The sequence below is a fragment of the Bacillus sp. LM 4-2 genome, assembly GCF_000978495.1.
GTDB lineage: Bacteria > Bacillota > Bacilli > Bacillales > Bacillaceae > Bacillus > Bacillus subtilis.
This window is the reverse complement of sequence record NZ_CP011101.1, coordinates 2,330,981-2,344,423: the sequence shown is the minus strand read 5'-3', so window position 1 is coordinate 2,344,423 and position 13,443 is coordinate 2,330,981. Positions and strand designations below refer to the sequence as shown.

15 protein-coding genes are annotated in these 13,443 nt (G+C 44.1%); 11 read left to right on the top strand and 4 right to left on the bottom strand.

Going from position 1 to position 13,443, the window contains the following annotated elements; genetic code table 11:
* The first annotated feature begins 12 nt into the window (after positions 1-12).
* Positions 13-996: a 3-methyl-2-oxobutanoate dehydrogenase subunit beta gene (gene bfmBAB / locus bslm_RS11560; RefSeq protein WP_004398638.1), complete on the top strand. Its 984-nt coding sequence runs from the start codon at positions 13-15 to the stop codon at positions 994-996.
* A 22-nt stretch (positions 997-1,018) separates the two neighbouring features.
* Positions 1,019-2,293: a branched-chain alpha-keto dehydrogenase complex dihydrolipoyllysine-residue (2-methylpropanoyl)transferase gene (gene bfmBB, locus bslm_RS11555; protein WP_046381169.1), complete on the top strand. Its 1,275-nt coding sequence runs from the start codon at positions 1,019-1,021 to the stop codon at positions 2,291-2,293.
* A gap of 61 nt (positions 2,294-2,354) precedes the next feature.
* Here bfmBB and bmrR read toward each other — a convergent pair whose 3' ends face one another.
* The 3 genes from bmrR to bslm_RS11540 all read right to left on the bottom strand — a co-directional run bounded on the left by bmrR (position 2,355) and on the right by bslm_RS11540 (position 5,427).
* Positions 2,355-3,191, bottom strand: a complete 837-nt coding sequence (gene bmrR / locus bslm_RS11550; protein WP_046381168.1) for a multidrug efflux transcriptional regulator BmrR — start codon at positions 3,189-3,191, stop codon at positions 2,355-2,357.
* Between the two features lie 72 nt (positions 3,192-3,263).
* A complete protein-coding gene (gene bmr / locus bslm_RS11545) occupies positions 3,264-4,433 on the bottom strand; it encodes a multidrug efflux MFS transporter Bmr (RefSeq protein WP_046381167.1) in 1,170 nt (389 codons plus the stop codon).
* Between the two features lie 100 nt (positions 4,434-4,533).
* Positions 4,534-5,427, bottom strand: a complete 894-nt coding sequence (locus tag bslm_RS11540) for a diacylglycerol kinase family lipid kinase (protein ID WP_046381166.1) — start codon at positions 5,425-5,427, stop codon at positions 4,534-4,536.
* Positions 5,428-5,587: 160 nt separating this feature from the next.
* On the opposite strand from bslm_RS11540, the gene brxB reads away from it, so the two are divergent.
* From brxB to bslm_RS11510, 6 genes are all read left to right on the top strand, one after another.
* Positions 5,588-6,025: a bacilliredoxin BrxB gene (gene brxB, locus bslm_RS11535; protein ID WP_003226477.1), complete on the top strand. Its 438-nt coding sequence runs from the start codon at positions 5,588-5,590 to the stop codon at positions 6,023-6,025.
* A gap of 267 nt (positions 6,026-6,292) precedes the next feature.
* Positions 6,293-7,060 (top strand): arginine ABC transporter substrate-binding protein ArtP, encoded by a 768-nt coding sequence (gene artP, locus bslm_RS11530; RefSeq protein WP_003230337.1) that lies wholly within the window; start codon positions 6,293-6,295, stop codon positions 7,058-7,060.
* Between the two features lie 78 nt (positions 7,061-7,138).
* Positions 7,139-7,798 carry an arginine ABC transporter permease ArtQ gene (artQ, locus tag bslm_RS11525; RefSeq protein WP_003230340.1) on the top strand — a complete coding sequence of 220 codons (660 nt, stop codon included), beginning with the start codon at positions 7,139-7,141 and terminating at the stop codon, positions 7,796-7,798.
* A complete protein-coding gene (gene artR / locus bslm_RS11520) occupies positions 7,791-8,513 on the top strand; it encodes an arginine ABC transporter ATP-binding protein ArtM (RefSeq protein ID WP_003230342.1) in 723 nt (240 codons plus the stop codon). Before artQ ends, artR begins: the two co-directional genes overlap by 8 nt.
* A 70-nt stretch (positions 8,514-8,583) precedes the next feature.
* Positions 8,584-9,552 (top strand): aromatic acid exporter family protein, encoded by a 969-nt coding sequence (locus tag bslm_RS11515; protein ID WP_029317941.1) that lies wholly within the window; start codon positions 8,584-8,586, stop codon positions 9,550-9,552.
* 51 nt (positions 9,553-9,603) lie between these two features.
* Positions 9,604-10,134, top strand: coding sequence for a L,D-transpeptidase (locus bslm_RS11510; RefSeq protein ID WP_004398604.1), 531 nt, complete (start codon positions 9,604-9,606; stop codon positions 10,132-10,134).
* A gap of 19 nt (positions 10,135-10,153) precedes the next feature.
* On the opposite strand, the gene prli42 is transcribed toward bslm_RS11510, so the two are convergent.
* Complete coding sequence (prli42, locus tag bslm_RS21525) at positions 10,154-10,246, bottom strand: stressosome-associated protein Prli42 (protein ID WP_003226489.1); 93 nt, start codon at positions 10,244-10,246, stop codon at positions 10,154-10,156.
* Positions 10,247-10,335: 89 nt separating this feature from the next.
* On the opposite strand from prli42, the gene mce reads away from it, so the two are divergent.
* Genes mce through bslm_RS11495 form a run of 3 tightly spaced genes read left to right on the top strand, consistent with a single transcriptional unit; the run spans position 10,336 to position 13,407 of the window.
* Complete coding sequence (gene mce, locus bslm_RS11505) at positions 10,336-10,758, top strand: methylmalonyl-CoA epimerase (RefSeq protein WP_014480205.1); 423 nt, start codon at positions 10,336-10,338, stop codon at positions 10,756-10,758.
* On the top strand, positions 10,751-12,274 hold the full coding sequence (locus bslm_RS11500; protein ID WP_080010575.1) for an acyl-CoA carboxylase subunit beta: 1,524 nt from the start codon (positions 10,751-10,753) through the stop codon (positions 12,272-12,274). The genes mce and bslm_RS11500 overlap by 8 nt, the downstream gene beginning before the upstream one ends.
* Positions 12,275-12,291: 17 nt before the next feature.
* Positions 12,292-13,407 (top strand): tripeptidase T, encoded by a 1,116-nt coding sequence (locus tag bslm_RS11495; RefSeq protein ID WP_003230352.1) that lies wholly within the window; start codon positions 12,292-12,294, stop codon positions 13,405-13,407.
* Positions 13,408-13,443 lie beyond the last annotated feature (36 nt).

The window sequence follows — 13,443 nt, the reverse complement described above, 5'->3', positions numbered from 1 at the left end:
GAGGAAGAACAAATGTCAGTAATGTCATATATTGATGCAATCAATTTGGCGATGAAAGAAGAAATGGAACGAGATTCTCGCGTTTTCGTCCTTGGGGAAGATGTAGGAAGAAAAGGCGGTGTGTTTAAAGCAACAGCCGGACTCTATGAACAATTTGGGGAAGAGCGCGTTATGGATACGCCGCTTGCTGAATCTGCGATCGCAGGAGTCGGTATCGGAGCGGCAATGTACGGAATGAGACCGATTGCTGAGATGCAGTTTGCTGATTTCATTATGCCGGCAGTCAACCAAATTATTTCTGAAGCGGCTAAAATCCGCTACCGCAGCAACAATGACTGGAGCTGTCCGATTGTCGTCAGAGCGCCATACGGCGGAGGCGTGCACGGAGCCCTGTATCATTCTCAATCAGTCGAAGCAATTTTCGCCAACCAGCCAGGACTGAAAATTGTCATGCCATCAACGCCATATGACGCGAAAGGGCTCTTAAAAGCCGCAGTTCGTGATGAAGACCCAGTGCTGTTTTTTGAGCACAAGCGGGCATACCGTCTGATAAAGGGAGAGGTTCCGGCTGATGATTATGTCCTGCCAATTGGCAAGGCTGACGTAAAAAGGGAAGGTGACGACATCACAGTGATCACATACGGTCTGTGTGTCCACTTCGCCTTACAAGCTGCAGAACGTCTCGAAAAAGATGGCATTTCAGCGCATGTGGTGGATTTAAGAACAGTTTACCCGCTTGATAAAGAAGCCATCATCGAAGCTGCGTCCAAAACTGGAAAGGTTCTTTTGGTCACAGAAGATACAAAAGAAGGCAGCATCATGAGCGAAGTAGCCGCAATTATATCCGAGCATTGTCTGTTCGACTTAGACGCGCCAATCAAACGGCTTGCAGGTCCTGATATTCCGGCTATGCCTTATGCGCCGACAATGGAAAAATACTTTATGGTCAACCCTGATAAAGTGGAAGCGGCGATGAGAGAATTAGCGGAGTTTTAAAGACGTAAGGGAGGATAAAATCATGGCAATTGAACAAATGACGATGCCGCAGCTTGGAGAAAGCGTAACAGAGGGGACGATCAGCAAATGGCTTGTCGTCCCCGGTGATAAAGTGAACAAATACGATCCAATCGCGGAAGTCATGACAGATAAGGTAAATGCAGAGGTTCCGTCTTCTTTTACTGGTACGATAACAGAGCTTGTGGGAGAAGAAGGCCAAACCTTGCAAGTCGGAGAAGTGATTTGCAAAATTGAAACAGAAGGCGCGAATCCGGCTGAACAAAAACAAGAACAGCCAGTTGCTTCAAAAGCCGCTGAGACGCCTGCTGCAAAAAGTGCCGAAGCAGCTGATCAGCCCAATAAAAAGCGCTACTCGCCAGCTGTACTCCGTTTGGCCGGAGAGCACGGCATTGACCTCGATCAAGTAACAGGAACAGGTGCTGGCGGGCGCATCACACGAAAAGATATTCAGCGCTTAATTGAAACAGGCGGCGTACAAGAACAGAAGGCTGAGGAGCCGAAAACAGCAGCTCCTGCACCGAAGTCTGCCTCAAAACCTGAGCCAAAAGAAGAGACGTCATATCCTGCGTCTGCAGCCGGTGATAAAGAAATCCCTGTCACAGGTGTAAGAAAAGCAATTGCTTCCAATATGAAGCGAAGCAAAACAGAAATTCCGCATGCTTGGACGATGATGGAAGTCGACGTCACAAATATGGTTGCATATCGCAACAGTATAAAAGATTCCTTTAAGAAGACAGAGGGCTTTAATTTAACGTTCTTCGCCTTTTTTGTAAAAGCGGTCGCTCAGGCGTTAAAAGAATTCCCGCAAATGAATAGCATGTGGGCGGGGGACAAAATTATTCAGAAAAAGGATATCAATATTTCAATTGCAGTTGCCACAGAGGATTCTTTATTTGTTCCGGTGATTAAAAACGCTGATGAAAAAACAATTAAAGGCATTGCGAAAGACATTACCGGCCTAGCTAAAAAAGTAAGAGACGGAAAACTCACTGCAGATGACATGCAGGGAGGCACGTTTACCGTCAACAACACAGGTTCGTTCGGGTCTGTTCAGTCGATGGGTATTATCAACTACCCTCAGGCTGCGATTCTTCAAGTAGAATCCATCGTCAAACGCCCGGTTGTCATGGACAATGGCATGATTGCTGTCAGAGACATGGTTAATCTGTGCCTGTCATTAGATCACAGAGTGCTTGACGGTCTCGTGTGCGGACGATTCCTCGGACGAGTGAAACAAATTTTAGAATCGATTGACGAGAAGACATCTGTTTACTAAATAAGAAAAAAGAGCATTTTTTGAAGTTTTGTTTCAAAAAATGCTCTTTTTCTATGCTTTATTATTCAGCGATCCGTATTTTCATTTCGACTCGATATTCTTCTTGTTTTTTCGGGGAGTAATGAATCGGTATGATTAACTCGTATACATCACTGACAACTGTTAATTGGCGGTCCGCGATATATTTGATAAGCTTCTGTAAGTTGAGAAAATAATGTTCAGGCGAAAAATTATACGCGATACACGCATACCTCCCTTTAGGGATTGTTGTGATTTCCATATCCGACGTAATTGATGAAATCTGTTTATTCGTCAATACAGGCGTGAAAATATGACGGTAAGTCATTTCATCAATGCTGGTGTAGGGCTGAAAAGAGAAAGTAGCGCCGTAGCTATTGTTCGTAAATCCATCTGCTGACTCGATAAATTTTTTTAATTTGCTGTAGGAGGCGTTGAGCACGTTTTCAGGCCCGATTCCTTCTGCCTCTGTCTGAATGATCCGTATTTCTTCTTCATCTAAAACAAACACCTCACCGAGCGCGGGATATTCCATCTGCCGTTTCATCCGCTTTTTCACCAATGAAATGGTTTGCTCCAGTGCTGATAAAAAGTCTAATTTCTCCCTGATTTGCCTCTCCTGCTCTGTGTAAAAAGCAAACAGTTCTTCCATCTCTAAGTCCTGTGCTTTTTTCATTTCCTCTAAAGGTGTGCCGATATATTTCAATGATTTGATCAAATCCAGATGAATGAGCTGAGCATCTGTATAATAGCGGTAGCTGGTATCCGGGTCGACGTAGGCTGGTTTAAATAAATCAATTTTATCGTAATAACGGAGCGCTTTAATCGACACGTTTGCCAGTTTTGAAACTTCCCCAATTGAGTAATATGATTCCTTCATGCCATCACTCCTTCTGTCATCAGTATAAAGAAGAAGCGCATTCTTTGCAGTACACAAAGAATACGCTTCTTATCACGTGCTGGCTTTAAGATGTGCAGGCGCTTTCCAAGCAATGGTCAGTGCAATCCCTATGGCTAAGGTGACCGTTGCAAAGTAGAAAGGATAGTTTACATCAATATCGAACAGCATTCCGCCGATAATAGGCCCGAATACATTGCCGATACTTGTAAACATTGAATTCATACCGCCGGCAAACCCCTGTTCATTTCCCGCAATCTTTGACAGGTAAGTCGTTACCGCAGGCCGCATGAGATCAAATCCGACAAATACGGTGACTGTCACCAACAGAATCGCAACATATGAATGTACTGTTGTCAGCAAGAATACCAGACTCGTCGAGAGAATTAAGCTGTACCGAATTAAATGGATTTCGCCAAACCATCTTGTGAAGCGGTCGAATAAGACGACTTGCGTAATGGCGCCAACAATCGCTCCTCCTGTAATCATAATGGCAATGTCGCTGGCCGTAAATCCGAATTTATGATCCACAAATAATGCAAATAAAGATTCAAATGATGCTAAACCAAAAGACGAAATTAAGATAATGAGAAAAGCTATGAAATACATGGGGGCAAAAATTCGTTTAAAGCCTGTCTTCTGCCCTTTTATTTCCTGATTTTCAGGGTTTCGTTCCGGCTCGCGCAGCGTGAGGATTGATAAAATGGCTGCTAACAGTGCAAAAGCTGCCGCAAAGAAAAAAGGCAGCCGGGAATGGACTTCTGCTAAAAATCCCCCGATGCCGGGGCCGATAATAAATCCTGTTGAAATAGCCGCTGACATATAACCGAGCGCTTTCGGCCTCGTTTTAATGGTCGTGATATCTGCAATAAAAGCCATGACCCCGGGCATAATGAAGGCTGCGCTGATACCGCCCAGCATACGGGAGATAAATAACATCTCAACTGTTTTTCCAATGCCGAACAAAAACTCCGACACACTAAAGAACAACAGGCCGATTACGATCATGATCTTGCGCCCGAAGCGATCAACCCATCGTCCGGCTATTGGTGAGACAATGAGCTGTGTAATAGCGAAGCAGGCAACCATATAGCCGACCGCGGTCCCCGATAAATGCAATTCATTCATAATGGTCGGCGTTACTGGAATCACAAGCCCGATCCCCAAAAAAGCAATAAATAAATTGGTTAATAATATAGTTAAGGTAATATTTTTCTTCTCCATATGACTTCCCCTTTTTCAAGTGTGTATCCCTTATACTGTAAGACCTCCTCCTAGGGGAGAGTCAACGGATTTGCAAAATCTTTCTAAAGCCTTATGACAGTTATTCATTTGCGGGAACAAGCATGTCGATATGCTGAGGCAGGACCTGAATGACTGCGGGTGTATATGTATAAACTTCTCCATCCATATCCGCCTTTTTGGCAGTGTCTGTTTCAATCTCGATACGGGAAGCCTGGACATAGGACAGCTCTCCGGTAAAACGATCAATTGAGCCCTGTTCCATGCTCATCAGCTCCCTCAGCGCGGTGAGGTTGGTATTGCGGCATATGAGAACATCAAGTAAGCCGTCTTCAATACTGGCATCGGGCAGAGGAATTCGATTCGTTCCAATGTATTGGCCATTCATCACAAGCAGCATAACGGCTTCTTCTTTAATTTCTTCTCCATCAATTTTCAATGTCATCGGAAACGACGCAGCGGATGAGACGGTTCGCAAGGCACTTGTAAAATAGCTGATTTTTCCCAATAATGCTTTTTCCGTTTCGTTGATTTGATTCGACGTTTCTGCAATTAAGCCGATCCCCCAGAAATTCAAAAAATAACGGTCATTCATCTGACATACGTCTACGCTGGTTTTTTTTCCTGACATAAGTGCTTCCGCGGCCTTTGCAAGATTTTGAGGGATGCCAAGCACTCTTGAAAAGTCATTGCACGTGCCGCCGGGCAAAATTCCGACCGCGGGTTTTCTTTCTAGAGCGCTGATAGCATTTATGCATTGATGGATCGTACCGTCGCCGCCGAGAATGAAGACGGTGTCGACAGAATCATCAATGGATCGGCAAAAATGATACGCATCATCCTTTTTCTTTGTCTGTTTAATAATTACCTCATCTAAATGGTGAGATAAAACCGGCACCACAGCACCAAGTGCTTTTTCTATATTTTTGTTGCCGGCATTTCCGTTATGAATCAGTAACGCTTTCCTGTGGCTCATATACAACTGCTCCTTTATTTTACTTCTAGTTATATAATCCCCTTTTTCTGTAAGCAGTAAACGAAGAGCAAAAAAAGTGCACGGCGAAGCAAAGTCATTTGCCGATATGGACGTTTCCTTGCTATCATAAGAACAGATGATGAAAAAGGAGAGGTCTTCATTGAACATGGACTTTAATTTATTTATGAATGATATTGTCCGCCAAGCGAGACAAGAAATAACAGCTGCCGGATACACCGAGCTTAAAACAGCCGAAGAGGTGGATGAGGCACTTACGAAAAAAGGAACGACGCTCGTCATGGTAAACTCTGTTTGCGGATGCGCCGGAGGAATTGCAAGACCGGCAGCCTACCATTCCGTTCACTATGATAAAAGACCTGATCAGCTCGTCACCGTTTTTGCCGGACAGGATAAAGAAGCGACAGCGCGTGCGCGTGACTATTTTGAAGGTTATCCGCCATCTTCTCCGTCCTTTGCGATTTTGAAAGACGGAAAGATCATGAAAATGGTAGAGCGCCATGAAATTGAAGGCCATGAGCCGATGGCCGTAGTGGCAAAGCTGCAGGAAGCCTTTGAAGAATATTGTGAAGAAGTATAAGACGAACAACCCGGATGCTCAAAGCAGCCCGGGTTTTTTTGTGCATAAATTTCCAAGGATATATGAATAAATATTAAGGGATTATTCAATCGGATTGTACAGCGATTTAATTTTTATCTAGTAATATCAGAAGAGATCACTGGAAAGATAAGCTTGAAGATAATTTTTAAAAATAGTATTGCATAAAAATAAGAAACTGTTTAAAATACAAATTAACGAATAAATATTCAAATACACCAAAAGTAATGAATACGGGGGAAATGGATCATGAAAAAATGGCTCTTATTACTTGTAGCTGCCTGCATTACCTTTGCATTATCTGCTTGCGGCTCAAGCAATTCAGGTTCAGAAGGCGGCAAGAAAAAATTAATTATGGGTACTTCGGCGGATTACAAACCGTTTGAATATAAAGAAGGCGATAATATTGTCGGCTTTGATGTAGAGTTGGCAAAAGCTCTGGCGAAGAAGGCAGGTTATGAAATTGAAGTGCAGGATATGGACTTCAACAGCTTAATTACAGCGCTTAAATCAAAACAGGTGGATCTCGTTTTGTCAGGAATGACACCAACGCCTGAGCGTAAAAAACAAGTTGATTTTTCCGATGTGTATTACACAGCGAACCATATGATTGTCAGCAAAAAAGACAGCGGCATTCAATCTTTGAAAGACCTGAAAGGAAAAACAGTTGGCGTTCAGCTTGGCTCTATTCAGGAAGAGAAGGGGAAAGAGCTTTCTCCAGAATATGGTTTTAAAACAGAAGACCGCAACAGAATTTCTGATTTGGTGCAGGAAATCAAATCTGACCGCTTCGATGCCGCGATTATTGAAGACATTGTTGCAGAAGGGTATTTCAAATCAAATGATGACCTGCAAGGCTTTGTGATTCCTGATGCGAAAGCGGAAGAAGCCGGTTCAGCAATTGCTTTCAGAAAGGACAGTGAACTGACAGACAAATTCAATAAAGCGCTCAAGGAAATGGAAGATAACGGAGAGCTTGAGAAATTGAAGAAAAAATGGTTCACTGGCGAGAAGTAAAAAAGCGGCTCAACTTTTTCGTTGAGCCTTTTTATTGAATAGGAAACTTTTTTCCTGTAAGAAAAGGAGACAAAGGCTATGAATTTGGATTTTTCAGCAACGATCCCCCAAATTCCTTTTATATTAGAAGGTTTGGCAATTACATTAAAAATTGTTGTTGTATCTGCTATTATCGGACTTATACTCGGTATTGTGCTAAGCTTATGCAAGATCAGCACATTCCGCCCGTTTATCTGGATCGCTGATTTTTATACATCAGTGTTCCGAGGCACGCCTTTAGTGCTGCAGCTTATGATTGTCTATTTTGGCCTTCCTCAGCTGCTCGGATTTCAAATTGACCAGTTTTGGGCTGCGGTTGTCGCATTGTCTTTGAATTCCGCCGCTTATGTATCGGAAATTATCAGAGCCGGAATCAATGCCATTGATAAAGGGCAAAAAGAAGCTGCTGTTGCACTCGGTGTCCCGTATGGAAAAATGATGAAGGATCTGCTGCTGCCGCAGGCCTTCAAAAATATATCACCTGCAATTGTGAATGAATTAATTACGTTAACAAAAGAATCGGCGATCGTTACCGTCATCGGGCTTGGTGATGTCATGAGACGCGCATATCAAGCTGGCGCCGCCACTTACAATTACCTTGAGCCGCTCATTATCGCGGGATTGATTTATTATGTGCTTGTCCTGATTTTAACGTTTATCGGCAAGGCTGTAGAAAGGAAGCTGAAATCCAATGATTAAGGTTGAAAAGCTGTCAAAATCATTTGGGAAACACGAAGTATTAAAAAACATTTCAACAACAATCGCTGAGGGTGAGGTTGTTGCCGTGATCGGTCCTTCAGGCTCAGGCAAATCAACGTTCTTACGCTGTTTAAACCTGTTGGAAAAGCCTAACGGCGGAACCATTACAATAAAAGACACAGAGATTACGAAGCCAAAAACCAACACATTAAAGGTCCGGGAAAACATCGGGATGGTTTTTCAGCATTTTCATCTCTTTCCGCACAAAACGGTTCTCGAAAACATCATGTACGCGCCTGTCAATGTGAAAAAAGAAACAAAACAGGCTGCACAGGAGAAAGCTGAGGACCTGCTCCGCAAAGTCGGTTTGTTTGAAAAGCGAAATGACTATCCAAACCGTTTGTCTGGCGGACAAAAACAGCGTGTCGCGATTGCCAGGGCTCTTGCGATGAATCCGGACATCATGCTGTTTGACGAGCCGACCTCCGCCCTTGATCCAGAGATGGTTAAAGAAGTGCTACAGGTGATGAAAGAGCTGGTCGAAACCGGCATGACCATGGTGATTGTCACACATGAAATGGGCTTCGCAAAAGAAGTGGCAGACCGTGTGCTGTTTATGGACCAAGGAATGATTGTCGAAGACGGCAATCCGAAGGAATTTTTTATGTCGCCAAAATCCAAAAGAGCGCAGGACTTTTTAGAGAAAATATTATAGAATATAAAAAAGAAGAAGGCTGGCCGCCTCTTCTTTTTTATTGAAGAAACAAATAGAAATGGAGTCCGACATGTTTAAAATTGGTTACCGCACAATAAAGACCGCGCTTGGAACAGCTTTGGCTATTTATATAAGCCAGTTATTGCATTTGCAAAACTTCGCATCAGCAGGAATCATCACCATTTTGTGTATACAAATCACACAAAAACGGTCGCTTCAGGCCTCATGGGCCCGCTTTGCGGCATGCTGTCTGGCAATTGTTTTTTCTTATCTCTTTTTCGAGCTTATTGGCTACCACCCGTTTGTGATCGGAGCGCTTCTTTTGATATTCATTCCGATAACGGTTCTGTTAAAAATTAACGAGGGTATCGTCACCAGTTCTGTTATTATCCTTCATTTATACATGTCCGGCGGCATTACGCCTACTTTCATCTGGAATGAAGTTCAGCTGATTACGGTCGGCATCGGCGTCGCTCTATTGATGAACTTGTATATGCCGAGTCTTGATCGGAAGCTGATTGCTTACCGTAAAAAGATAGAGGATAACTTTGCTGTCATTTTTGCAGAAATCGAACGGTATTTGTTAACTGGTGAGCAAGATTGGTCTGGAAAAGAAATTCCGGAAACGCACCAGCTTATTACGGAGGCTAAAAACCTGGCATATCGAGATGTGCAAAACCACATTTTACGTTACGAAAATCTGCATTATCATTATTTTAAAATGAGAGAAAAGCAATTTGAAATTATTGAACGCCTTCTCCCTAAAGTGACATCGATCTCCATCACGGTAGATCAGGGAAAAATGATCGCTGAATTTATTCATGATTTGCGGGAGGCGATACACCCTGGGAATACAGCGTATAAATTTCTGAAAAGACTTGCTGACATGAGAAAAGAATTTGAGGAGATGCCACTTCCTGCGACTAGAGAGGAATTTGAAGCGAGGGCCGCTCTCTTCCATCTTCTCGGCGAAATGGAACAATATTTAGTGATTAAAAGTTATTTTAAAGGAATAAAAGCGCAAAAATCACTCGGATGATTCGCATGAGCTCTTCCTTCATTGGTCAACCTAATGAAAAAGGAGGAGCTTATGCGTTTTTTCTTATGTTCGATTTTCATGATGATTTCACCGATTTGGCCGCTCGGCGAAAATCCGCTGCCAGGTGATCCGTATGTTATTGTCAACAAGCGAACAAATGAACTTGCTGTTATTCTCGACAACAAAGTAGAAGGCGTGTATAGTGTGGCGACTGGAAAAACAGATGATTTGACGCCTGAAGGAGAGTTTTCGGTAACGGTAAAAGCGGAAAATCCTTACTACAGAAAGAAAAATATTGAAGGGGGATCTCCTGATAACCCGCTTGGGGCCAGATGGATCGGATTTGACGCGAAAGGAACGGACGGGCGGATTTATGGAATTCATGGGACAAACCGAGAGGAATCAGTAGGAAAATTTGTATCTAACGGCTGTATACGTATGCATAACGATGAGGTTGTTCATTTGTTTCAAACGATACCAGTAGGAACGAGAGTGCTGATCACGGACGACAACCGCTCTTTTGAGGAGATTGCCATCGAGCATAAAGCTCTGATAAAAAAGCAGGATATTCCCATTGAATAAGGCGCCTGCTTTTTTATCGTTATAGAAACATGACGATTCCTGAGAGTACAGTTGAAAGAATAAAAACTCCCAAAATCACGATCAAAACGCTTTTCATCAGTTTTTGAGACATGATTTTCACTCCTTAAACAATCTGTCTATATTTTAGCGTGTTTTGAATGGGCGGACAAGCGATATCTATTAGCGAAAGCAGGGATGAAAATGAACAGGCTTGACCATATCGGGATAGCCGTTTTTTCGATAAAAGATGCAAGAAGCTTTTATGAAAATGTATTGGGGCTTGCATTTCTTCATCAAGAAACGGTTGAAGAGCAGAAGGTGAATGTTGCTTTTTTTCAAGCTGGTAGCGTCAAACTTGAGCTGATAGAGCCGTTGACAGCTGACAGCCCCGTCCGTTTATTTTTGGAGAAGAAAGGGCAGGGACTGCATCATATTGCGTTTTTGTGCAACGGCCTATCTGAACAGCTTCAAGCATTGTCTGACCGGCATGTTCAATTGATTGACAGGTTTCCAAGACAGGGGGCGAACGGGAAAAAGATCGCGTTTATTTCCCCTCGGGAAACAAACGGTGTTCTTGTAGAGCTTTGTGAACCGAAAGGAGATCAACAGAATGAACATGAATGAGCACATGGATCATTTATACACGAAACGCAAGCAGGCAGAAGAAGGCGGAGGACGGGAAAAGCTGGCTCAGCAGCGGCAAAAGGGCAAGCTCACTGCTCGGGAAAGGATCATATTTCTTCTAGATCAGGACAGCTTTATCGAATTACACCCCTTCATGGAAAGTCAAGTGTTAACAAGAGAACAGCGCATGTTAGGGGATGGGGTCGTGACAGGGTACGGCACAATTGACGGCCGCTCAGTTTATGTATTTGCGCAAGACTTCACAGTGTTCGGAGGGGCGCTTGGCGAAACCCATGCCAGGAAAATCTGCGCTTTGATGGATCTGGCAGCAAAAAATAAGGCGCCGATTATCGGGCTGAATGACTCAGGTGGTGCGAGAATTCAAGAGGGTGTGGTATCATTAGATGGATACGGTCACATATTTTACCGAAACGTCTTATATTCCGGAGTCATTCCGCAAATATCGGTTATTTTAGGGCCGTGCGCTGGAGGCGCTGTATATTCTCCGGCACTCACAGATTTTATATTTATGGCTGAACAGACCGGCCGGATGTTTATTACCGGCCCGAAGGTGATTGAAAAAGTGACAGGGGAACAGGTTGATGCGGGGAGCTTAGGCGGAGCGGGGATACATAATGCCGTCAGCGGAAACGCCCACTTTTCCGGGCATACGGAGAAGGAGGTTCTGACAGGGGTGAGAAAACTGCTGTCTTATTTGCCGCTGAATGGCCGGACAACAGAGCCAAAGCCAGAGAAAGAGGCGTCCAGACCGTTATTAAACCATCTTGTCCCTGCTGATACGACAAAGCCTTATGATGTTCGGAAGGTAATCAGGGAGCTGGCTGACCCGCAGTCTTTTTTTGAGATTCAGCCATTTTTTGCGAAGAACATTGTCATTGGGTTTGCAAGGCTGGGTGAAAAAGCAATCGGCATCGTGGCGAGCCAGCCGAAGCATCTGGCGGGAAGCCTGACGATTGACGCTGCTGATAAAGCAGCAAGGTTCATCCGTTTTTGTGACGCATTTGATATCCCGCTATTGACTGTCGAAGATGTCCCGGGGTTTCTGCCGGGTATTCAGCAAGAGCACAATGGAATCATCAGGCATGGAGCAAAATTATTGTTTGCTTATGCTGAAGCGACTGTCCCAAAAGTCACACTCATCATTAGAAAAGCGTACGGCGGCGCCTATGTGGCCATGAACAGCAAAGCGATCGGAGCGGACCTTGTGTTTGCATGGCCGAATGCTGAAATCGCAGTGATGGGTCCAGAAGGTGCGGCATCGATTTTGTATGAAAAGGAAATCAAAGCTTCAGCTGACCCGCAAAAGACGAAACGCGAAAAAACTGCTGAATACAAAAAGCAAAACGCCGGCCCATACAAAGCGGCCGCTTGTGGAATGGTCGATGACATCATTTTGCCGGAAGAATCAAGGGGAAAACTGATTCAAGCTTTTCATATGCTTGCACATAAGACAGAAGAGAGACCGAAAAAAAAGCACGGTAACATACCGCTTTAATATGGAGGGACTTACAAATGGTGAATGAAAAACGCCTGCTGGAAGAATTTTTAGAGCTTGTCCAAATTGACTCAGAAACAAAGCACGAAGCTGAAATCTGCAAAGTGCTGAAACGAAAATTTTCTGATTTAGGTGTGGACGTTAAAGAAGACGATACAATGGATATCACGGGCCACGGAGCCGGTAACCTGATTTGCACGCTAAAAGGGACAAAACAAACAGATACGATCTATTTTACATCTCATATGGACACAGTTGTACCCGGAAACGGCGTAAAACCAGTTGTAGAGAACGGTTACGTCAAAACTGACGGCACGACGATTTTAGGCGCTGATGATAAAGCGGGATTGGCTGCAATGTTTGAGGCGATTAAGGTGCTGAAAGAAGAAAACATTGAACACGGCACGATTGAATTCATCATCACAGTAGGGGAAGAATCGGGTCTGATCGGAGCGAAGGCGCTTGACCGTTCTATGATCACTGCATCCTACGGCTATGCTCTTGATTCAGACGGAAAAGTCGGAAATATCATTGTGGCCGCGCCGACACAGGCGAAGGTAAGAGCGGCAATTTTCGGGAAAACCGCTCACGCCGGGGTTGAACCTGAAAAAGGCATTTCAGCGATTACAATCGCTAGCAAAGCCATTTCAAAAATGCCATTGGGCCGTATCGATGAAGAAACAACAGCTAATATCGGCCGGTTTGAAGGCGGCACACAAACAAACATTGTGTGCGACGAAGTTCATATTCTTGCTGAAGCGCGCTCTTTAGTTCCTGAGAAAATGGAAGCTCAGGTTCAAAAAATGAAAGCTGCTTTTGAAGAGGCAGCTGCTGATATGGGCGGACGCGCAGAAGTCGAAATTGAGGTTATGTATCCGGGCTTTAAATATCAAGACGGCGACCAAGTTGTTGAAATCGCGAAAAAAGCGGCTGCTAAAATCGGACGTCCAAGCGAGCTGCAAACGAGCGGCGGCGGAAGCGACGCGAACGTAATCGCTGGTCATGGCATCCCGACGGTCAATCTTGCTGTCGGTTATGAGCAAATCCATACAAAAAATGAAAAAATGCCGATCGAAGAGCTCGTTAAAACGGCAGAAATGGTTGTTGCCATTATTGAAGAGGCGGCAAAATAAAAAAAGAAAACCCGAGTGCGATTTCCCGCATCAGGT

Coding starts and splice junctions, on each gene's coding strand:
- bfmBAB (WP_004398638.1), top strand. CDS start 13: ATGTCAGTAATGTCATATATTGATGCAATCAATTTGGCGATGAAAGAA.
- bfmBB (WP_046381169.1), top strand. CDS start 1,019: ATGGCAATTGAACAAATGACGATGCCGCAGCTTGGAGAAAGCGTAACA.
- bmrR (WP_046381168.1), bottom strand. CDS start 3,191: ATGAAGGAATCATATTACTCAATTGGGGAAGTTTCAAAACTGGCAAAC.
- bmr (WP_046381167.1), bottom strand. CDS start 4,433: ATGGAGAAGAAAAATATTACCTTAACTATATTATTAACCAATTTATTT.
- bslm_RS11540 (WP_046381166.1), bottom strand. CDS start 5,427: ATGAGCCACAGGAAAGCGTTACTGATTCATAACGGAAATGCCGGCAAC.
- artP (WP_003230337.1), top strand. CDS start 6,293: ATGAAAAAATGGCTCTTATTACTTGTAGCTGCCTGCATTACCTTTGCA.
- artQ (WP_003230340.1), top strand. CDS start 7,139: ATGAATTTGGATTTTTCAGCAACGATCCCCCAAATTCCTTTTATATTA.
- artR (WP_003230342.1), top strand. CDS start 7,791: ATGATTAAGGTTGAAAAGCTGTCAAAATCATTTGGGAAACACGAAGTA.
- bslm_RS11515 (WP_029317941.1), top strand. CDS start 8,584: ATGTTTAAAATTGGTTACCGCACAATAAAGACCGCGCTTGGAACAGCT.
- bslm_RS11510 (WP_004398604.1), top strand. CDS start 9,604: ATGCGTTTTTTCTTATGTTCGATTTTCATGATGATTTCACCGATTTGG.
- prli42 (WP_003226489.1), bottom strand. CDS start 10,246: ATGTCTCAAAAACTGATGAAAAGCGTTTTGATCGTGATTTTGGGAGTT.
- mce (WP_014480205.1), top strand. CDS start 10,336: ATGAACAGGCTTGACCATATCGGGATAGCCGTTTTTTCGATAAAAGAT.
- bslm_RS11500 (WP_080010575.1), top strand. CDS start 10,751: ATGAATGAGCACATGGATCATTTATACACGAAACGCAAGCAGGCAGAA.
- bslm_RS11495 (WP_003230352.1), top strand. CDS start 12,292: ATGGTGAATGAAAAACGCCTGCTGGAAGAATTTTTAGAGCTTGTCCAA.